This is a genomic window from Pararcticibacter amylolyticus (genome assembly GCF_003130405.1).
GTDB classification, from domain to species: Bacteria; Bacteroidota; Bacteroidia; order Sphingobacteriales; family Sphingobacteriaceae; genus Arcticibacter; species Arcticibacter amylolyticus.
The window spans coordinates 235,260-257,136 of the sequence record NZ_QEAS01000005.1; the positions used below are offsets into that span (position 1 = coordinate 235,260).

Here is a 21,877-nt window from a genome sequence, read left to right on the forward strand (position 1 = left end):
TTTAATAATTTGACGGGCGATGGCGTTCGGATGAAAGACCTGAAAGGTTTCCGTGCCCTAGCATCGGACTACGCTTCGTTTCTTATTAAGTATCTTTTTTCATGCAAGTAATTCTTGGTTAATTAAAATCAGGTTTATAGGTGCACTATTGCGCCCTTCTTGTGGTTAGTTAACCGATTATTAGAACAAGCCGTGTTTATGATGGCAGGCTATGACATGTAAGCAAAATGCTGGTTTAGCTATTTGAAAGAGTAATGTAGTTTTGTTTTCATACACACTAAAGTTTAATTACGCTGGTTTATTCTGGTTGGCAATTTTTATCGAAATGCCGAAAGTTATGTAGGTGCTTTCATTTTAATTTTTTGAGGTTAAAGTCAGTTTTATTTAATTCAAAGTTTGACACAGACTCTTTTTCTGATGCTCCTGTTACCATCTTTGAACATCTCAAATTTATCTTTGGTCTCCTAAATAGAGTGATCTCCATGTCGAAAAAAGTAGTATAAATGTCAATTGTACACTATAAGAGATAGCATTCTCTCTGAATAAACGAAGTCGTTGCATCCCGTTCAGATTCAGTGAGAGCATAAATGATTGTTTTCGGCCGATCAGCAGTGCTTCTGGTGCATGCGGGTCTGGTTAAGTTCCCGAACCCATGCTGCCACTAATGAATATCCCTCTATAGAATATTTACTGTTAAACGGCACTAAGGGTGGATTTAATGTTTAGTATTTAGGATTAATCAAATTGATACAACGAATCAAAGGAGCGACCGGTTATATCAGTATTCGGAATGTAATAGAACCAGATCTTAAAAATTATACGCGAAAGTTTACCAACGCAGGCCGGCGCCTCCAGTAACGTTGCCGTAAGCGATATAATGCAATGTCACCGTGTAGAATATTCCGGCATGTACGGAAGAATATTGAGCCTGATTAGTTGTTGTAAAACTATCAATAAGTTGACTCGTCTGATTGTTTAATATTGTACAGCTTCCCCAACCTTGATACCAGTAGCAGAAAAAAGATATCTCTGCCGCTCCATTAATATTTATCGTTTTTGTAACATCTGTGGGCCCAGAGGCCGTGACACCGTCAGAATAGTTGTATGCGAAACTGTTTGCAGATGCCGAAAAAATAACAAGGATAATTATTAATAACTTTTTCATTTTTTAGGAGTTAAAGATTTAAAAATTGATCTGGTTCTAATTTAATGTGCTTTATTGTAGTAAAGTTCGTACTGTGTAGTAAGTCAGCACTCTATTTGCACGAGCGCATATTTACTGGTAAATAGAGCCGCCTCAGTTTCGATTGAGACGGCTTTTATACGCAACCGAAAATCATTTTGTTAAAGAGAATAATTGGATAACACTATGAACTTTGTTGTTACCATCGTAACTCTGCTAGCCCTATTGCATTTGAGGCGCAGGAAATTTTTAGTTCCAGTGAGTACCAATAACCTGTAAAGGCTGCGTTTTTTCCGGCACTAAAAGGCGCATAAGGTATTCTTTCAAAATTGAAATAGTCTATCAGTGTTCCTCCATGTTTTAAATACGCGTAGGCACTGGAGGTTGAGGAAACACCGAGGGCGCCGCTGGTAAAATTACAGCGGAATTCAATCTCAGTATAGGAGTTTATGTTGATGATTTCAGTGTCTTCTGTTGGTGATCCACTGTTTGAGTCAGATGACGCTGCAAAAATTCCGACACCGTTTTCGTAAGCGAAGCTACTTGCGGCCCCACCCAAAAGCATAAAGAGTAACAAGACGATTTTTTTCATAATACAAAGTTTAATTAATAATGATTGGAGAGATATGATGATTTTTCGGTTGTGCTTGACTGTACGATCAGTATTTTTTCCTGATATCTTTTCCGGACATGGATGTCGTTTATATCCGGTTCCATTACTGATTTATGCTTCAGAAACGAATATTTATCAATTAAGAATGATTTGAACACACCTTTCACGTCCTTTGAATCTTTAAGTGAACCGATGAGAACTGGTTGGCATTGCATCAAAAGAGGATTCATTGGCTTTAAATATTTAATTTCTCATTCCTGTAGTTAATGATCTGGACTTAGCAGGCGGCTTTTTCGTAGCTCCATTTTATCATTATTTCGTTATATTTATAGTGAACTTCGCTGAGCCAGCTTTTCCATCATCTGAAAGAGCTTGGACATCAACGGTGTACTTTCCGTCCATGTCAGATGTGAAAAAACTCAACTCCGATTTTCCTTGTTCGTCAGTGCGTTGATCCGCACTCCAGAATAATGTAGTTCTGTAGTCGGGAGTACGAATAAAAGTTGAGCTGTCTCCATTGTACATTGGAGAGTAGAATTCTCTTTTTTGCTGAAAACCACTAAAGTCCATTACAAATGCTTTTTTCGGCAATTGATAGTTAGCCAGATCTCCATTATATGAAAAGAAGCTGGCGATACCGGAAAAGATATTGCGGCCGTACAAATAGCTATTGGCCACTATTTCCAGGCGTTGTATTTTCAATGGATCTATCCTTGTAATAGCATTGCCTTCATCAAATAAGGGTATGCCGTCGATCAAAATCAGGGGTGTGCTGTCGTGAAAAGTTCCTGCTTCTGTGTTGTAGATCCGCATATGGTAAGCATCCTTCTTTGAAGAGATCAGAACTTCAGGTACATATTCCCGCAAGACTTCTTCCATGGTGGTGAAACGTACATAATCGTCAAGAATGTAGACCTTATCCGGATTTACGTAAAACGGTGTGTGTCTGTTCTCAGCGGCTGGTTGTCCGTTGGGGGGCTTCGAATGATAAATGTTACCGATCTGCATGGCAATACTCTGAGCGAGCAGTGCAACCGTATCTTCCCTGAGATTTAATTCCGGGACGCTTCGGTCTGCGTAGTTTTCTGAATATGGCTGGTAGATTTCGATTTCAGCCAGACTGTCGGTACGGGAGTCTGTTTGTGCTATGAGTTCATGTGTACGAAGGAGGTTCTTTGTGAAGAAGCTTACCTCACCGTTTGAGTTTGAGGTAGCTGTATAAAAATGAGGATGCTGGCCAGGGACTGATAAAAAAGCCTTCCTTTCAGGTAGATATGTATGTGAAACCTGATTGGTGATACGCCCACGGATGATGTGCCCTTCGATCTCCGGGAGGTATACGTGTTCCGGAACGGTCTGTTGCAATATGTCTTCCCATTTGAATCGGCGCCATCCGTGGGTAAGCATCACCAGATCTGTTTCTGCAGATGTGGCGTGATTGAAGTACCAGTCAGCGTTGTCTATTTTCCCTTTGAGTTCAGACGTGAGCCATAGACTTGTTTCTATATTCTCATTTGAAGGCGAGGAGGTGCCGGATTTGTAAATAGATACGGAATAATTCCCTTTGACCGGCTGATTATTAAGCATCTGACCGATTTTTAATTGGACTTTCTCCCGCGTACGGTAACTGTCCTTATCAGCCGCTACCTCAATATGTAATAGATTTTCCGGCTTTTTAAAATATAAGCGTTCACAAAGAGCTTTGCCGTCACTGCTAAATAAGGTAAAGTGAGATATACCATCTCCCAACATCTTCACCGGAACATGAAACCCTTTTTGAATATCAGCTGCATCAAGCGAATCGAGAAACACGATGCGTTGCCCTGAGTGGACGAAGAGCACAAATTTTTTAATTACCGGAGTATTACTTTGTACAGAAAGTGATATGGAGTTTCCATCTTCTTTGGCAAGCATGACCACTCCTTTTTCAAAAACCCGTGGCAGTGAAGTACTGAAAACCGTTCCTGAAGCTGACTTGGCCCACACCCTATAAGTTTCTCCGCTTTTTGGCCTGAAATTGAAACTGCCCAAACCCGACTCCAGGGAGTGAAATTTTACGATGGTGTCGTTGGTGCTGTTAATTACTGCTGCCTGGAAATTGAAACCTTTCCCCCTTTGATCAGTTGCTTTGAAAGCAATATTACTGGAAAGGTTTGTAACAAGGTTTCCGCCTTCAGGAAAGAACTGGATAGCATAAGACTCTTTTTCCTGAGTTGCCGGAGGGGCCTCTTCTCTTAGTGTATTGTAAACAGGTATATCTTTATGAAAGTAAAAGTCTGCACTGAAGTTTTTCATCCAATTGGTATAGCTTCTCAGTGTATAATATCCCGATGGCAAATCAGCAGGAATGTATAACGCTCCGTTCCCCCTGCCATGATTTAGTGCAATGGTTGATTGCATTATTGGCTTTTTGTTGCTGTTTATCAGTTCTATGTAGGCGACGCTGCTTGTTTTCGCCGGAAGGTTAGTATATGCTTCTGCATAATATATGCTAAACCAGATGGTTTCGCCAGCCAGGTAAGAGTTTCTGTCTGTATGCACGAAAATCTTTTCCTGGAAGCTATTCTGCAGGTAAACGCTAAATTTAGTTTTGATCTCTTTGAGATCCTGGGCAAAACACCAGCTTGCTGGTGAGAGGTTCAATAAAAGGATAAAAACAGTAATATTTCTCATATTGAAGTTTAATCAGGCCAATAAGCCGGTTTTATGTTCGAACCCCGAAGCCGGCAATCTATACAGTCTTCACGCCCCATGGTGTAATTGATAAAAATACCTCCATTGTCAACTGGCCGTCTGTTTTCAGAAATGATCAGATTACGTGCATTCAGGTAGTAAATCAGGCTGTCCCTGGAAGAGGTGAATGGTTCACATTGCCGACTGTACATCCATTCAATCCCTACGCCGGTTTTGGGTTTATCTTTATAGCTGATAAAGATTCTTTTTTGTGTAGTCGTTCCTGCACTAACCCAGCCAATTACCTGCTCTTCCGGATCAGAGATGCAGGTAATGTTTCCGCCGAGTTCAGAGGGCAGCGCGTCAAAAATTGTCCCGATCTGTTCTGTATTCTTCTTTATGTTTTCCAGGTACTGATAGGCATCGCGGGTCAGTCCATACTGTCTCACCAGGATACTATACATATAGGCCACTTTGTCTGAATTCCCCAAAACATGATTGATGGGCACCATTGTCAGTTTGTCCTCTGAGAGACGTTCAGAACTTCCGATAAGAATGGCAGAAGAATTATTTGACGCCCAGCAATACTCAATATTAATATTCTGATCCCGGGGGACGACCTGTCCGTTTTTGTATTCAAAAGCAGAAGGAAAGGCTGAGTGGATTTCCCATGTTTCGGTGAAGTTCCAATTGTAGTACCTGGTTTGATTGCTGTTGTCGTGAGTATTGACATAGATCCGGAATCCATTATTCTCTATCCGGAAATTAATATTGTCAATCTCCGGGCTTTTTTTGTTCTCAAGATATCCGGTCAAGTAGGTTTTTCCTCCAGTGACGATCTTAAGACGGTACCGTTCAGTCAGACTGAGGTTCTGTGTGGCTAGTTCACATGATCCGTTGACGTCGGATCTTCCGTTTAAAATGGTTCCTTTGTCTCCTTCTATAACTACTTCTGCATTTTTTTCAGGAATAAGGGACTGCCAGTCTTTCAGATCTCCTGTACGGCTCAATTGGATAGTCGTTATGCCTCCGATCTGAATAAATCCTTCTGTTACCAGCAGATTCTTATATTTAGCTTCAACATTGGGTACGAACGGATCCTTGCATGAGCAAACCGCCGCAAAGAAGCCGGATAGAACCAGGATGAGTGTTTTTTTCATTTGATTCGGATATTATAGTTGACAAATGGTATAGCTGTACCGAAAATAGATAGCTGATATCCATTGATGATCTTATTTTCACTCGCAAAGAACGTAGAGAAGATATTTTTCCTTCCTGTGACATTGTATATCCCTAAAGTCCAGGAGTTATGGGCGAGTTGCTTTTTTTTATGATTCCCCAGTATATTCAGAGATATATCGGAACGGAAATAATCGGGTATCCTGTACTGGTTTCGTTCCGAGTACAGTAACCTCTGGCCTCCCTGGTAGAAGTACTTCCCAACCGGAAGAGTAATAGGACGACCCGTATTATATGTCAGGTTAAGGGAAAAACTTACGCGGTGGGAAAAGCGATAATTTCCTATAAACGTAAAATCGTGCGGTTTATCATAATTTGCGGGGTAATAATTGCCTCCATTTATCGAGTTGTTCCCGGTCGTATCGTTAGTTTTAAGGAAGGTTCGGGAATAGGTATAGCTTAACCATCCGTTCAGTTTTCCCGAAAGTTTCTTAATCATGAACTCTGCTCCGTATGCTTTGCCCTGAGTTGGCAATACGTCTTGCTCTATCTTATGATTAAGGATGAGAAGGGCTCCGCTCTTATAGTCCAGAAAATCATCTATCCGTTTATAATAACCTTCAACAGAGGCTTCTATGGTATTGGATTTGAAATTTCTGTAAAAACCAAGAGATACCTGACGCCCGCGTTGCGGAGCGATGTTCCAGTCACTCAATTTCCATACATCGGTAGGGGAGATGGAGGTAGTGTTTGACAGCATATGAATATATTGTCGTTGTGTGTTGTAACCTGCCTTAACCGAAAAATCAGGACTCAGCGTAAATCTTGCTCCCAACCTGTATTCCGGTCCATGGTATGTTTTGATGATATCCCCCTTTTTATAGCTATTGGTCGATTCTATACCTGCGTCATTTCTGACCAGTCCATCTGCATATTTATTTACAATTGCTGGCCCCAGATAGCTGAAGAGGGAGTAGCGAAGGCCTGCATTGATGGTAATTGCTTCCGTAAGGTTATACTGTTGTTCCGCATATACGGCGCTCTCGAGAGCTTGTTCTTTCTGTAATATGTCTGGTATAACCAGTGAACGTTCATTATATGGTTCTAAAGAGCCTGGTTTATTTTTATAATAAATAGTTCCGGCGCCAAAATCAATATTCCACTTTGCACTGGGGAAATAACTGAAGTTTGTTTTTAAGTGAGTTTGTTCTATACTGAATTTTAAACGGTAATCAACCTCGTCATTGTAATTGCTGTAATTATCGTAGGTGTACTGGTCGTACCCGCCCGACAAAACTCCATATAACTTATTGTTAAATGTATGCTTCCAGCTTAAAGCCATGTTTCTGTTATTGTACTGAAAGGTGGTATCTGTTGCCAGATTAGATTTATCACTGCTCAGATAGGCCGTTGCATAAAAATTGTTTTTCTCATTATGCTGGTGGCTGACCTGAAGATTCACATCATAGAAACTTGCTTTTGCATTGTGATACCCTGCATTATCCGGCAAAAGCTTCATAATCCAGTTTGAATACGTGGTTCTGCCTCCTAAAATGAAAGAAGTCCGGTCTTTGATCAGAGGGCCTTCTATATTTAGCCGGCTGGTGATCAAACCTATTCCCGCTGTTCCGGTAAACTGTTTTTTATTCCCTTCCCGGCCTGTGAGTTCAAGTACAGAAGACAGTCTTCCGCCATATTTAGCTGGAATGCTGCTTTTATATAGTCTGACGTCTCTGATTACTTCTGGATTAAAAGCCGAAAAAAAACCAAAAAAGTGGGATGGATTATAAACGGTAGTATTATCGAAAAGGATAAGATTTTGATCTGTTGATCCTCCTCTGACATTAAATCCGGTACTGGATTCGCCTACTGATTTTACTCCCGGCAACGTGAGAATGACCCTTAGAATGTCAGCTTCTCCGAAAACAGTCGGCACCTCTTTGATTGTTTTGATGTCAAGTTTCTCAATACCCATCGCAGTACGTCTGATATTGGAAGTTTTATCTGTCGTTATAACCACTTCCTTTAAGGAAAAAGGTTCGTCCTGCATAGCAATGTCTAGTTTTCCATCACCATTTAACTGGATTATACGGCGAGTATCTTTTAATCCAACTGATTTAACACTTAATTCATGCCGTCCCTTAGGCAGGGTGAGTGAATAAAAGCCGAAAGCATCTGTTAATGTGCCAATCCGGGGTTTACCTGTAAAAATTGCTACACCGCTTACGGGTTCTCCTGTACCTGCATTCTTGATATATCCTGCTATCGTTGCGCTGGTTTTTGTCTGATTAAAGTTGTTTCCAATAGTATATAGCTTGTGTTCTATTGTTGCCAGGGTCGAAACTGGCTTTGACTGGGGATTTGTTGTAGGCAGTGGGCTGCCGGACATCTTTTCTGGCATACGTTTTCCTGTGAACTGAGAGGGGAGGAGCGTTTTTACCGGTGTGTCCCTGGTTACGAAAATAACATGCCCTAAAAGAGCATAACGATAGCGCGTTCCAGAGAATACGCTGTCAAGAATACCTGTTACTGAAGTGTTTTTCAAAGTCACGGAAATGATCAAACTATCCTCAACGAATGCTTCGTAGTAAAAATGGCAGGCAGTCTGGGATTCGATCTGTCTTACCAATTCCCGAAACGGTTGATGGCTGAGACTGACATTGATCGTGTTATTTTCCTGTCCTCTTAATCCTGATATAAACAGGATAAGAATGGTGATTAGAATATAAAATCTCTTCATAGGTTCGGAGGGATAGAGTCATGATGACTCAATAGTCTTACCATTGAATCCTCGAAGTTTTTTTTAAAATCCAGATGCTCCTTCTTAATATAGTTCTGATTCTCGTTTTGGGTTCGGTGCAGGAGTTTCAGCAGATCTTTTTTGCTTTTAACCTGGGTATAGGCGGAGTCTTTTAAAATGTAATATTTGCTTTTCTCGGATATGTTTTTTTTGACCTTATATTCGTCAGCTGTTTCGCTGATTGTTTTCGTTCTTTTTGCCAGTAATCTTGTTTTTCCATCATAAATTAAATCGTAATAGCCGGGAGGAAAACCGGTATGTGGGGAAGAGTCTGGCTTTATATGAATAAATTTATGCTGATGTATACTGAAGGAATCTACGTATTGAGGCCAGATTATAATACCACCAACCTTATCGTAATTCAAAAGTACCAGCTGATCCCGGAACAGATCATACATAAGGTTTAAATCTTTGTAAATGCGTCCTTCATATACGATTGAACCCCTGGAATACTGGTTACTCTGAAATAAGGTATGGCCTCCATTGTCCAGATTTAATAATGGCCTGTACATTTTTCCGTTGTATATGCGGGCTCCGCTGTTCAGTTGTCCAGCGTATATTTCAGAGATATGTTGTTCTGCCCTGGCTACGAATGTACTGTCAGTTAAAGTCTGTGCGAAAATGTAACTGGCTGAAACCGGAAGAATAAGAACACAACCGAGGATTTGCCTGATGATCTTCATGACAATGTAGCTTTATAAAATAATGGTTAGTATAATAGTTAAGCCGCTTCCTGGAGCACACAAAAGGGATAGAGTTAGTTGAAGGAAAATAGTAAGAGATAAGTTAAGATACCGGGAGAAATCCCTGAAGACACTCCCGGTATTACAAACTCAGAACAGTTCTGTTACTTACCTTTTAATCCTTCTGCAACACCGGTATATGCCGGTTTGCGTGTAAAGTCCTCTGTCCATAAACCGACCGGCTGACCTGCACGCCAGCTTGAATTAGCAGGGCTGTCAGTCGGGCTCCAGATTGTGAGCCCATATCGTTTGCTTGCTGGAATGAGCTCAAAGTATTTGTCGATTACATATTTGTACATATCAGCCTGCGCTTTGTATTGCTCAGCTGTTGCAAGGGCTGCAGTGACGTTTTCACCCAAACCAATATCCAGTTCTGATACTTTAATATACTTACCCGTTGCAGCAAGCAAGGTGAACATTTCTGCAATTTTACCTTTGTCACTATTAATTGATATATGCATTTGCGTACCTATACCGTCTACTCGTGCACCCTTACTTTCTATGTATTCTACATAAGCAATGAGTCCCCGGCATTTATCCAGACTATATTCCAGGTTATAATCATTTATAAATAATTTATCACCGGTATTACAGTGTTCCCGCGCAATTTTGAAGGCTTCTGCAGCATAGTCTTTACCCATGTAATCCTGCCAATAGAATTCATCTGCAGCCAGGGTCTTTCCTAATCCGGTTTTCAGCTCATTAGGCCGCCCGTCATCCATAGGTTCGTTTACAACATCCCATGCCTTCACATAGGATTTACATGTATCAACCATACCGGAAATGAATTGCTGTAAAGCATTCGTGATAATGGTTTTCTTTTCTTCCGCAGTTCTTTCAATCGTTTGAGCGCCTCCGGTTTCATCGTACTTCTTCAGGGTTATATTATCAAAGTAGTAGTTGGTGGCGTTTTTTCCCAAATTGAAGGCAATGGCTCCGCAGTCTGCCATGTTCGTGGAAACGGTAATTGTTTTGGTATATCTTGTCCAGGAACTTGTGAATGGGATGCTTCCAAAAAAATCATAATGTTTATATGAGTAGGGGACGACATGCGCTTGGGTGGGAATACTGACATTTGCATCTGCCCTGACATCCATGCTAAGTTCGTACTGTTCTCCTGTTTTCACAGCAGGGCTAAACTTGATAAAGAACTGGGCGTCCCAATCGTTTGGACGAACACTCTCATTGGTTATTTTCAAGGCCCTTCCTTGTCCTCCAGCTCCCTGTCCTGCCGCTGTAAAGGATAATATCGCATTAGTGTTCGCTTCGTAATTTGAACGATCGTCTGACTCAAAATTATTGCTGGTAACCGGAACCCATGCAGGTATACCGTTTCCCGGTATTATAATTGGTGCGATTAATTTTTTTAAATAGGAGGCATTTTGATTAGCATGCCAGCAGAGCGTGTGTCCATAAACGTCTATTCCTGCATTCTTTGCAGTTTTTAGTAAAGCCTTTATGGTTGTCAGATCTAATCTGCCGTTATCTCTCACCACTGCGCCATGTTTCATCTCATAACCCAGCACTATTTCGTTAAAATTGGTATTCGCCAGGCGATACTTCACTCCTTTATTTTCATATTCTGTAAGAGAGAGAGCTACGCCGAATTTGAAACCTGGGTTCGCTTCCGTATTCAGATAGGTTTTTAGGGGCTGATAAGCATCGATTATTTCCTGCTGATCAAAACTTGCCGGTTTGTCTACATGATAATCTGCAAATTCATGTTTACTGCAGGAAGCCATCACCGCAGTGAAGGTAACTCCTGCTGCTATTTTATATAAATATTTCATTTCGATATCTTTAGTATAAAACTATTGGCTAACGGGGGTGAAAGTTTCCATTTTAACTCCGCGGTCACGCATGACGAGGGTATCAGCTGAAGATACATGCATGTTTGTCAGGTCAACTTCATATTGGAGGTAAAGTGCGTCTCTGTCCTTCGCTCCCCAGCTGTTTTTTTCCCCTCTCTTTAAAAATTTTCCGCTCCCGCTGGCCGTGAAGGTATTATCTCCGTTTGTAATAGTACAATTGCCCGATCCATCGAAATTCAGGAGGAGCTTACATGTAATGTTCTGGTTATTCTGATCTTTAAATATCACAGGAAATTCTGCTATTGCAAGCGACCGTGTTTTGAGGGCGGAGACTTCATCATCTTCCACATATTTCTGGTGTCTTGTGATTGTCTTATTTAATGCATTGTTGCCGTTTTTCCCGGTTACCACATCTTTGCCTCTACGAAGATAGTTCCCATGCCACGAATTAATATATTTTAATGCATACAGCACATAGTTCTTACCTGCCAGCATCGAATCCGCATTTGTTACATTCATCATTTTTAAAGGAATAACATACGTGTTCTTTAACGAAAGCGGGTCGGCAAAAAAGGCATCTGTTAACTGTACCTGTATGCCACCTGTTATTTCCCCTTTGGGAATTACAATCTTGTCGGAAGCTAAAGTATAGTAGTTTGACGGCATGGGAATGATGTTTCCGCCACTGTTAAAGGCCATATTTGCAGCAATAGAATTATCTACACTTACTCCGATAGTTACGTCCTTTTTGTTTTCGTATACCCCTCCTAAGGTTGCCATGATGTCACACTTATGTTCATTATCGAGTGAGGTATCAAAAACATCCTCACCCAGTGTGATTGTTCTCACTGGTCCCTGGTACGCAAAATATACCGACTGAAACTCATAATCGTCAAACTCCCAGTTACTGTTTTTGCAGGAGCTCAAAGAAACTGAGGCTGCCAGCATCATCCATAATATCTTTCTCATTATTTCTAAGTTGTAATCTACTCTTGTTTAATTAATGGTTATCGCCACCCTGCATTTTGAACCAGGTTATTGTACTTTAGCGTCTCACTGTAGGGTATAGGTCCGTAAATCATATAGCTTTGATATGCCCTGTTTTCCACGTTGATGGTGTTGAAGTTGCCTCCGGATATGCTCACACCTTTTACCTCTTCGTTTAAATTCGCGTTCCATCTCCGCAAATCCCAGAAACGAAAACCCTCAAAACATAGCTCCAGTCGTCTTTCGTTTCGGATCAATTCTCTCATGGCATTTTTATCACTTTTAATCGATTCCAGATATGGATCTCCGTTAGAAACTCCTACGCCTGCCCGTCTTCTGATCGCTTTGATCACGTCGTAGGCAGAGTAACTATGCCCTCCGGTTGCTAACGGCCCCCATGCTTCATTCGCTGCTTCTGCATAAGCCAGGTAAATCTCCGTATACCGGATATGCGGATTGAAGTGTTTCTGCGTCGTGGTAGAAGTGGGATTAAGATTAACATCCTGCCTGAGCAACTTCTTCAGGTAATAACCAGTACGCGTAGACGTCTCTACTTTATTTAAACCGTCATTGGTCGTTCCGTCTGCAGAAGTATTGATCGGCGTATTGGATGTTCCTGCAGTACCGCCATTTATAAGAATATACAGGTTTAATCTGGGATCACGGCCGTTATAAGGAGACGAAGCGTTAAAGCCGCTGTTGGTTAAATCTGTAATCGGGTATCCATTTGCCATTGGGAAGGCATTTACCAGGTTTTGAGAAGGGTTAACCCGTCCGTTTCCGTTCAGCGTTGGGGGAAAATTATCCCTCTCCAGGTCGTTACTGGTACCGACATTTCCTCTCCACAATATTTCAGTAGGATTAGCGCCTGCAGCCAGACCGTCTATACCACCGGTGCTGTTGTACCAGACGAGGTCGTTGCTCGTCATATTAGTTATTCCCCCCCTTAAATCAAGGACTTCTGCTGCAAAATTAGCCGCCTGCTCCCATTTGGTGACGTTTCCGGTATTATAAGCGGGACTTGCAGCCAGCAAGGCGGCTCTAACCCTGATGCCTTTAGCAATGCGGGCTGTCATACGACCCATGAAACTCGCCCCGAAGACTCGATGATAATCATCGGCGCTCGTTCCGGTGTATTTAGCCGGCACTGGTGAATCGTCTTTGTAATCCAGGGGAAGCAGTTCTTCCGCCTTGTCAAGATCAGAGTAAAGCTGTTGTAAACATGCATCAAAAGTTGCCCTGGGTTGGTTAAAGTCTGATGCAACGGTTTCATTCTCCTGCAATAAAGGAACTCCGAGCAATTCACCGCTTTCTGTTTTTCCTCCATGGGATTGAAGAAGATAGAACATAAACAATGCCCTGAGTCCGTATGCTTCACCTTTCATCCTGTCGTTGAACATGGTACGGATAATTGGTTCTCTCGCCCAATCTACACTATCGGATACTGCAAAGAACTGGTTTAGATACTGAATAGCTGACCGGCTGTTTCTCCATTGATCTACCGGGTTATTCATGGCGGTCCATTGTCCTGTTGCCATCTTAAGGAAACCATTGTTCCTATCGTTACTTACAGCGTTATCAGTAGCCACGTCATTAAATGACCATGAATTTGTCGGGAGCCTTGTGTACCCGTTAAGCAACAAGCCCTGGGCATAGGCCGCATTATCGTAGGCGTTTTTCAGCTCAAGATTGTTTTCTATTTCCGGTTCAAACATATCCTTGCAACTGCTGAATACAAACAATGCTGATAAACAGATTAATACTATTTTTTTCATGTCTTTACATTTTATTATACCGGAACTGACTTAAAATAATGCCTTTATTCCGAGATTGTAAAACCTCACCTGCGGCGCAGAGCCTACATTCATTTCCATGATGTCTCTCTCCTTTGCTATGGTAAGAAGATTAAACCCATTCACATACGCTCCGAGCTCTCTGATCAGTCCCTTTCCCAGAATGCGGGCAGGGAACTGATACGATATCTGTACTTTTGCCAGATCAAACCTGTCGGTACTGTAAATCCAGAAATCCGAACTCCGGTAATTATTATCAGCAGTACCGGTAGTAAGCCGCGGGAAAGTGGCAGTGCTTTTCGTTTCCTCTGTCCACCGGTTGCGAACAACCGCAGAGTATTTATCCTGGCCATCTACCCAGAAGTAGCTGTTGTTTTTCATTGCCTTTGCACCGAAGCGCCCTGCACCCAACGCAAATAACGTGAGGTTCTTCCATTTAGCCGTCAGGTTGACGCCAAGCGTTAACGGAGAACCAGCCCAGCCTCCTCTTCCCAGATAAACCTCATCACGTGTATCAACGATACCATCATTATTCTGGTCTTTATACTTAATGTCTCCGGGTTTAACGCCACCGGATGCTAATGTCGACTGATTCGGCGAGTTGGCTATATCATTATAGTCCATGAAGAAACCATCACTTTTCAATCCAAAGATGGCATCAACGGGTTGTCCCACCCGTCGTTGGTAAGCATCTGCATACTCGGCATCCGATGCCCTGACGCTTGCTTTCGTATGATAATAAGTGCCGTTGAAACCAAGTGTCCATGCTATTTCTCCAAGCTTTTTGTTAAAGTTGAGGTTGAAATCAAAGCCGTTTCGCCGGTCCCGGTCATAGTTAGCATATGGTACATCTGAATATACAGGCCATCCTGTTGAAAAATAAACAGGATATAAAGCTGTTAAAGGCACCACGTTTCCTTTGGTCTCACTAAAGAATGCATTTCCACTAAATCCTATTGCATTATTCAATAGCGATCCTTCAAGTCCGAAACTTATTTCTCTTCTTTGGGGAAAAGTCATGTCAAAGTTGTTCCCTCTTCTTCTGTCGAAGCTGTGCACTAGCTGGCCATCTTTCCAGCTATGCCAGGCGGCATCGTTATAGGTATAATATCCCTGGTAAAGGAAATAAGAAGAGATATCCAGATCTGTATTTAGTATACCTGCCGATGCAGTGACTTTTAAGTTGTCAAAAACGTGTGAGTTCTTCAGGAAATTCTCTTCACTGATTCGCCATCCCAGGCTTAATGTAGGGGAAAATGCACCCCGGTTACTTGCAGGAAGCTTAGCTGAATAAATGTATGCGCTACTGAAATCTGCATAATACTTATGATCAAAATTATAAGCTAACTGAAGTCCGAGATTGGCATTGTTTGTTGCGTGATAAACTTCAGATTCTCCGATGTAAAACCCATAACCCAGTAAGGTGCCGGTAAAATTATGTTTCCTGTTAAAGGTACGATCGTAATCAAATTGCCCGAAAAACGATATATTTTGCCGGTAACTGCTATTACTGATATTTTCTGCCCCCGTTTTTGAATCATTGCCATATTTTGTCAGTCCGCTGATTTGCTCAAAACCAGCATAGGTATTCCACCCAGCTTCGTAAACCGCGTAATTATTATTGTAAGATTGGGTAAATCCGGTCCGGTAATCGATTGCGAGTCCTGATTTAAAGGAGAATCCCTCCAGTAACCGGCTTAGATCAAAATCCAGTCCGGTATTAAACTGAAACTGACGGGTGATGTTCTTGCTGGACCCCCCTGCATAAACAGAAGCGAATACATTGGTTTGGTCTAATTGCGTTCCGCCAAGCAGGTATTTTCCATCTATGATATAATTACTGTTATTTACATAAACCATAGAGGGATCATCTCCTTCTTCCAGCATACTAATTGGAATCAGAGGAGAGAATCTGTTGGGCCTGACAGTTGCAGAGCTGCCCCAGTAGTCAGCATTTACACCTTTCCCTGTATAAAAACTAGCTGAGGCATCGACGTTTAACTTAATCATCTTATTCAGTTTCACGTTGATATTTCCCCGCAGGTTGAACCTGTTCGATCCATTGTTGTCAACGGCTTCTCCGAAGTTCAGCAAAGAGCCGTTGGACCAGAATCCCAGGTTAGTATAGTATTGCGCTTTATCATTTCCTCCTGATATTTCCGTTGTCAAATCAAACCGGTTATAGCTGTCTTTCAAATATTCTGAAGAGAAAAAGTCGATATTTGGATACCGGAAAGGATTTAAGCCCGCAGAATGATTGTAAATAGCGCTGGTGCTGTAAAGATCCGTTAAACCATCGTTTCTGCGTGCCTCATTATATAAGGTCATGTATTCGGCAGAACCGAGATATTCCGGATAAGCTTTGGGAACGTTGATACCCGCATTGGCTCTTACATTCACCCGCTGACTGTAGTTGCCCCCTCTCTTGGTAGTGATGTATACAACTCCTTTTGCAGCCCTGCTTCCATAAAGAGCAACATTTCCTACACCTTTCATAACTGTGATCTGGTCGATCTCTGTGGGCATAATATTGTCAGCATCCCTGGGGAATCCATCTACAAGCACCAGATAGCCGCTGTTTCCCCAAATGTTTCCATTGTTTCCAAAGATGTTTCCGTGGACCCCTGGGGTGAGAGCATCAAGATTTTCGAGGCTGAAGGTTGAATAATTTTTCTCCATTAAGCTGGATAGATTAACTACCGAGACTCCTCCCTGGAGGTCCTTTTTATTCACTTTCCTGAATGCAACCTGAACGAGAGAGTCTTTTCCGTCATTTGCTGTAGTTATAGAATCCTGCTGCCTGGTTCTAAGGGCAGTTGCATCCGTGGTGATGATCTTGCCTGATTTACTGTTTATATCGAAAGCACCCTTTGCCTGCGTCAAGCCGGATAAGCCCGTCGCGACCGTGAGGCAGAATGCTATTCTTATTTTTATTTGCTTCATTTTCGTCTCCTTTATATTTAGTCAGTGGTTACCAGCCGGGGTTTTGTGAGAATTCCACGTACATGTTTACGTCGACATTTTTAAGTGGCAGCCAGTAATGTTTGTCGGAGAATTTCCTCTCCAGGATTGTCACTTCCCGTAGATTTGCTACGCTGTTGAGACTGGCATCTGTTTGGTTAAACGTTCCTGTACGGTCGAATTCTACAGATTTTTTCAGGGTATAAGGTTGTTTGGTTAATAAAAGCCATCTTCGCAGATCGTTGAAACGATGTCCTTCAAACGAGAGTTCTACAGCTCTTTCCCTTCTTAGCTCGGGCAAGAAGTTATCCGGTGCACCCAAAAACTTGGAGTTGACCTTTTCTACGCCAGCCCTTTGCCTGATTATATTGACCGCATCTTCTGCCGTTTTACTGTAGTTAGGATCTTTGCCGCTTGACGATCCATATCCCATTAACGCAGCTTCCGCATACATCAGATAAACGTCAGCCAGCCGCATGTACGGTACGTAAATATGGAGATTATTACCCCAGCTGTAAGCATTATCATACTTGTTTGCTGTTTTCGGAACGAATTTGATCAGTACATATCCTGTACGGCTACCGGTACCCACATTCCGGTAGCTACCGTTAGTGTAAAGATTTGCATAGCGATTGGGTTGCTCATCGACATTCGGAATTGCTCCCTGAACAAATTTAACCCCGTCAAAAACGATGTCACTGTAAAAACGTGGGTCCCGGTTTTTCCATGGGAAGTGCGGGTCATAACCCGATTCTGTATCAGGCTGGGTAATGTCCGGAATAGGAAGTCCGTTTTTCATTCCATAATAGTCTACATAGTTGGCCGTTGGAGTGAATTTGAGATCTCCTTCGGAAACCACCAGAGGTGTATATTGCTTACTGGTGCCCCAGTTGGAATTATTTGCCGAATAATACGGACCTCTGAAAATGGCTTCGGTGCTGCCCGGAAGTGCCCATCCCTCGCCTGTTGTATAGAAGTTTTTATAGTAGTTTGCAAAAGTTACAAGACTGTATGGCGTGACTCCGCTCTCAGTAAGGCCTAAAAGCTCTCCAAAAGCAGCAGCCGCCTTTTTGCAATATTCAGTATTGTAGGTTTTGCTTCCCGTCGATTCGAAGTTCATCAAAGGACTTCCTGCCCACAGGTAATTTTTACCGAGATAGGCAAGTGCCATAATTTTGTTGATCCGCAGCTGGTTTTTTCCCAGCGTTCTTTTTCCCGGAACGGTTTCGTCCCAGTTCACGGGTAGCAGATCTGCTGCTGCTCTGAAATCGGCCGCTGCTTTATCTGCACATTCACTGTACTTAAGACGGGGCAGACGGATGTCGCCCGTACTGGGTAATACATAATCAATGTATGGCAGGCCGCCGAAATATTCCATTAAACGATGGTGAAACCATCCTCTGAAAAATAGCAACTGTCCTTTTACCAGATTTTTCTCTTCCTGTGTGGCATCTGTCATTAGGTCCATATTGGCCAGGCCGATATTTGCTTTTCGGATCCCATACCATGCCGCGTTCCAGAGATCTTTGTTGAACCGGTTGTCAGGAGTTGTACTGGTGGTAAAATCAGACTGGTTCATCCAGCCAGATCCCCAGCCATCAAATTCAGATTGCCATCCCCAGAAATTTCCGTCATCTATTTTATGAATAAAGTGAAAGTTCCCGGCAGTCGAGGTAATCTCATCTTCTCCCCAGTTCCACGAGTTTGTCCAGTAATTGTTGCTGAAGTTGACTATACAATTGTATAGTTCTTCTGTGAAGCCCTGAAAATTAGTAAAGTTCTTAAACGCTTCCTTTTCTGAAATATTAGTCTGATCGTCTTTATCCAGATATTTTTCGCAAGACGAAAAGCAAACAGCTGCCCAAACGACAAAGCAGGAGATAATCGTTTTTATATATTTTGTTCTCATAAAATATCTTTAAAAAATAATGTTTGCACCCAGGTTGAAGCGCTTAACAGTTGGATAGGCGCCTTGTGAAGCCCAGCCGGTTCCTGCAAAGTTCGACTCCCTGTCGTCAGGCATTTTCGTCCACACTGCCAGGTTGTTTCCGTTCAGGAAGACTCTCATACTTGCTATTCCAAGTCTTTTGACGAAACTGTTCTCCCTTTGGAATGTGTATGCTATTTCCGCATTCTTTAAACGGATATAGGACCCGTCAAACATGTACCTGCTTCCTGCATTATAGCTGCTTGGAGTCGACAACCAGCGGGGTAATGGTACGTCGCCGTCGGTGTTGTCTTTAGACCAGTACGATCCTTCATCATATACCAGGTGATTTTGACCTGATAAGCTGCCAAACACTACCTGCCTGGTTACATTATTGACACCATAGAACTGTACGAAGGCGCTGAAACCTTTCCAGTCAACACCAAATGTCGCATTGAAAGTATGTTGCGGAACAGAAGGGAATGCATAAGGAATGTTATCTTTTGCATCAATTACTCCGTCAGCATTGTAATCAAGGATGTGATAGTTCCCGGGTAGTTTTTGTTCATCACCATTGTCTGCTATGGTGCTCGCATACAACTGATCCCATGTATTATAGTACCCGGCACTCACGTGGGAGTAAGTCTGGCTGATTTGCTTGCCGGCGCGTTTCTGATAATCCGGAAGCAATGAAGCATCATCTGCCTCAATCACTTTATCCTTCGCCCGGGTATAGTTCATGTTCGCCCAGATATGCCAGTTCGGATTTAGCTTTTTGTCCATGGCTAACTCCAGCTCATATCCCTTATTTTCAACAATACCCAGATTCTGTATAGGAGGCAAGACTCCATAATAGGAGGGGATCGCACGTCTGTCGCCAGTAAGCAGAATATCAGAGCGCCTGTCTTTGAAGAAATCAAATTTTCCTGAAATAAACCCCTTGAAAAAGCTGAAATCTGCGCCAACATTCATTTTTTTCACTTTTTCCCATCTTACATCTGGATTTCCCAAAGCGCTTTGCCTGTACCACACATACGGACTTGTTTCAGAGCCTTCACCGGTAACCCCCAGTTTAGTCTGTCCGCCATAGGCCCACTGAGTCAGATACAACCAACGTGCCCCACCGCTGTCATCACCTATCTCACCGTATGAACCCCTGATCTTCAGGTTGTCCACAAAGGTTAAAGGCTTCATGAATTTCTCCTCTGAGATTGTCCATCCCAAACCTCCTGATGAGAAGAAAGCGAAGCGGTTTTCAGGACCGAATTTGGATGAGCCGTTATAAGACCCGTTATATTCTAAAATGTATTTGTTGGCATAATTATAAGTAGCACGGAAAACCCAGTCCTCGCGGTTAAAAGGGATTTCGCTGCCGGTTGCGTATTGGTTACGATTGAATAAGCCCATGGCCGTAACATTGTGCTTGACCCCTAAGGTTCTGGAATAGTTTAACTGAGCCTGGTAGAAGAGACGACGGTATGTTAACCAGTCTTGAACCGTTCCGCCCACAGTAGCCCAGTTGATGCCGTTTTGAAAGTCAAAACGATTGGTCGCATCGAAGGCCTGCTGATAGGTTGTTTTTCCGGTTTCCGGGTCAATCCACTTCGCCTGGGTATCATTATATAGATCGTTAACACCCCGGCTGCCCTCGATAAAAGAATTGTCAAGTGCTATTGTCCCCTTGAAATTTAGTCCTTTTACAAAACTTGCGAGGTCCTGATCCAGCGTAAAATCTGTAGTGATCCTGTTAGTTGTGGTATATGACACGCCGCTCACAGCCAGTATTCTGGCAGAGTTAAGTCCGCGTTGTACATTGGGTGCATGATAGCCCCAGGTTCCGTCTGAATATTGGGGCATAAAGACGTCAGGAGCCGTCGAATAGGCTGATATCCAATAGGAATAATCACTGTTCGACGCGCCCCATGGCATTTTCTTTACACCTCTTGAACCAGACAGGTTTGTCTTCAGAATAGTAGATTTTGATAGTTGAAAGTCAAGGTTGCTCCTCATATTGAGGCGATTAAATCCATACCCTGGTTTATATCCACGGTCATTCTCAAATGTCCTGAATAAATCGCCCTCGTAAAGATAATCAGCACTTGCAAAATATTTAACCTTGCTGGTTCCACCGGAGATGTTAAGATTAGCATTATGTGACATGGCATAATCTTTAAAAAGCACTTCATCCCAGTTTACATTTGGATAACGTTCTGCTTCTGTCTGATCTGCCGGATAACGGTATTTATTGATGATGTCCTGGGGCAGGTAGTCGTTCCAGCTTTCAGGTCTGAGGGCAAGTTCATATTCAATTACCTCGTTTCTGATCCGGAGTGCGTCATAAGCATCATATTTTCCTGGTAGTTTAGAAGGAACTTTCACGACGTTGTTGACTGTTCCGCGCACACTGGCCTGGCCTTCACGTCCCCTTTTGGTTGTAATCAGGATGACTCCATTTGCACCCCTGACGCCGAAAACTGCTGTAGCAGATGCATCTTTAAGTACAGAGACTGATTCTACCGAGCCAATATCCACACTCGTCATCGGCCGCTCTATACCATCTACTAGAATCAGAGGATCATTGTTGTTCCATGTACTTCTTCCTCTAATGACGATACGTGGATCCTCATCGCCAGGCATCCCTGTACTTGCTGTGGTAACAACACCAGGGACGTTTCCGGTAAGCGCCGCTCCTATACTCGATACACCACCTGCTCTTTCGAGCACTTTTCCGGTAGTTTGTGCAACTGCGGCGACGACACTGGCTTTCTTCTGTGTGCCATAACCCACGATTACCACTTCTTCCAGGCTGGCTGCGTCATCCCGCATTGTTACTCTTACTTCTGTTTTGCCTTTCACATCAACTTCCTGCGGGTGCATGCCTACATATGAAACCACAAGTATCTGCCTGTCTGACGGAACAACAATTGAGAATTTTCCGTTGACATCTGTTAGTGTTCGTGTTGAGGTGCCTTTAACCGTAACGGTGGCCCCTATAACTGAATTATGCTGCTGATCTAAAACTGTCCCTTTCACTGTATGCCTTTGTTGGGCCGCTGTATGGAAAACCAGCAGGAGCATAATGAGGTGCGTAAGATGTAATCTTGTTAATAAGCGCTTCCTTAGCGAAAAATTATGGGTTACGCTCTTACTTTCTTTTAGTATCTCTTTCTTCATTCTTGAAATATTATTAAACGGGAGTAGGTTGAT

12 protein-coding genes are annotated in these 21,877 nt (G+C 42.6%); all 12 read right to left on the reverse strand.

Annotated elements, in window-relative coordinates:
• Positions 1 to 829 precede the first annotated feature (829 nt).
• The 12 genes from DDR33_RS08045 to DDR33_RS08105 all read right to left on the reverse strand — a co-directional run bounded on the left by DDR33_RS08045 (position 830) and on the right by DDR33_RS08105 (position 21,844).
• A complete protein-coding gene (locus tag DDR33_RS08045) occupies positions 830 to 1,165 on the reverse strand; it encodes a hypothetical protein (protein ID WP_109415255.1) in 336 nt (111 codons plus the stop codon).
• Between the two features lie 217 nt (positions 1,166 to 1,382).
• Entirely contained in the window at positions 1,383 to 1,775 is a 393-nt protein-coding gene (locus DDR33_RS08050; RefSeq protein ID WP_109415256.1) for a hypothetical protein, read from the reverse strand.
• A gap of 333 nt (positions 1,776 to 2,108) precedes the next feature.
• A complete protein-coding gene (locus tag DDR33_RS08060; protein ID WP_109415258.1) occupies positions 2,109 to 4,469 on the reverse strand; it encodes a TonB-dependent receptor plug domain-containing protein in 2,361 nt (786 codons plus the stop codon).
• Positions 4,470 to 4,477: 8 nt separating this feature from the next.
• Positions 4,478 to 5,629: a DUF4249 domain-containing protein gene (locus tag DDR33_RS08065; RefSeq protein ID WP_109415259.1), complete on the reverse strand. Its 1,152-nt coding sequence runs from the start codon at positions 5,627 to 5,629 to the stop codon at positions 4,478 to 4,480.
• Positions 5,626 to 8,388 (reverse strand): TonB-dependent receptor, encoded by a 2,763-nt coding sequence (locus DDR33_RS08070; protein WP_109415260.1) that lies wholly within the window; start codon positions 8,386 to 8,388, stop codon positions 5,626 to 5,628. The genes DDR33_RS08065 and DDR33_RS08070 overlap by 4 nt, the downstream gene beginning before the upstream one ends.
• Entirely contained in the window at positions 8,385 to 9,131 is a 747-nt protein-coding gene (locus DDR33_RS08075; RefSeq protein ID WP_109415261.1) for a hypothetical protein, read from the reverse strand. The genes DDR33_RS08070 and DDR33_RS08075 overlap by 4 nt, the downstream gene beginning before the upstream one ends.
• 164 nt (positions 9,132 to 9,295) lie before the next feature.
• Positions 9,296 to 10,981, reverse strand: coding sequence for an endo-1,4-beta-xylanase (locus DDR33_RS08080; protein ID WP_109415262.1), 1,686 nt, complete (start codon positions 10,979 to 10,981; stop codon positions 9,296 to 9,298).
• Between the two features lie 21 nt (positions 10,982 to 11,002).
• Positions 11,003 to 11,971: a DUF5627 domain-containing protein gene (locus DDR33_RS08085; RefSeq protein ID WP_109415263.1), complete on the reverse strand. Its 969-nt coding sequence runs from the start codon at positions 11,969 to 11,971 to the stop codon at positions 11,003 to 11,005.
• Positions 11,972 to 12,009: 38 nt separating this feature from the next.
• The gene (locus DDR33_RS08090; RefSeq protein WP_109415264.1) at positions 12,010 to 13,764 is read right to left on the reverse strand and encodes a RagB/SusD family nutrient uptake outer membrane protein; all 1,755 of its coding nucleotides are present in this window, start codon (positions 13,762 to 13,764) and stop codon (positions 12,010 to 12,012) included.
• Positions 13,765 to 13,794: 30 nt separating this feature from the next.
• A complete protein-coding gene (locus tag DDR33_RS08095; protein ID WP_109415265.1) occupies positions 13,795 to 16,725 on the reverse strand; it encodes a SusC/RagA family TonB-linked outer membrane protein in 2,931 nt (976 codons plus the stop codon).
• A 28-nt stretch (positions 16,726 to 16,753) separates the two neighbouring features.
• Positions 16,754 to 18,652: a RagB/SusD family nutrient uptake outer membrane protein gene (locus DDR33_RS08100; RefSeq protein ID WP_109415266.1), complete on the reverse strand. Its 1,899-nt coding sequence runs from the start codon at positions 18,650 to 18,652 to the stop codon at positions 16,754 to 16,756.
• A gap of 9 nt (positions 18,653 to 18,661) precedes the next feature.
• Entirely contained in the window at positions 18,662 to 21,844 is a 3,183-nt protein-coding gene (locus DDR33_RS08105; protein ID WP_109415267.1) for a SusC/RagA family TonB-linked outer membrane protein, read from the reverse strand.
• Positions 21,845 to 21,877 lie beyond the last annotated feature (33 nt).

Excerpts from the sequence above, each read along its gene's own strand:
- DDR33_RS08045 (WP_109415255.1), bottom strand. The coding sequence starts at position 1,165 with ATGAAAAAGTTATTAATAATTATCCTTGTTATTTTTTCGGCATCTGCA.
- DDR33_RS08050 (WP_109415256.1), bottom strand. The coding sequence starts at position 1,775 with ATGAAAAAAATCGTCTTGTTACTCTTTATGCTTTTGGGTGGGGCCGCA.
- DDR33_RS08060 (WP_109415258.1), bottom strand. The coding sequence starts at position 4,469 with ATGAGAAATATTACTGTTTTTATCCTTTTATTGAACCTCTCACCAGCA.
- DDR33_RS08065 (WP_109415259.1), bottom strand. The coding sequence starts at position 5,629 with ATGAAAAAAACACTCATCCTGGTTCTATCCGGCTTCTTTGCGGCGGTT.
- DDR33_RS08070 (WP_109415260.1), bottom strand. The coding sequence starts at position 8,388 with ATGAAGAGATTTTATATTCTAATCACCATTCTTATCCTGTTTATATCA.
- DDR33_RS08075 (WP_109415261.1), bottom strand. The coding sequence starts at position 9,131 with ATGAAGATCATCAGGCAAATCCTCGGTTGTGTTCTTATTCTTCCGGTT.
- DDR33_RS08080 (WP_109415262.1), bottom strand. The coding sequence starts at position 10,981 with ATGAAATATTTATATAAAATAGCAGCAGGAGTTACCTTCACTGCGGTG.
- DDR33_RS08085 (WP_109415263.1), bottom strand. The coding sequence starts at position 11,971 with ATGAGAAAGATATTATGGATGATGCTGGCAGCCTCAGTTTCTTTGAGC.
- DDR33_RS08090 (WP_109415264.1), bottom strand. The coding sequence starts at position 13,764 with ATGAAAAAAATAGTATTAATCTGTTTATCAGCATTGTTTGTATTCAGC.
- DDR33_RS08095 (WP_109415265.1), bottom strand. The coding sequence starts at position 16,725 with ATGAAGCAAATAAAAATAAGAATAGCATTCTGCCTCACGGTCGCGACG.
- DDR33_RS08100 (WP_109415266.1), bottom strand. The coding sequence starts at position 18,652 with ATGAGAACAAAATATATAAAAACGATTATCTCCTGCTTTGTCGTTTGG.
- DDR33_RS08105 (WP_109415267.1), bottom strand. The coding sequence starts at position 21,844 with ATGAAGAAAGAGATACTAAAAGAAAGTAAGAGCGTAACCCATAATTTT.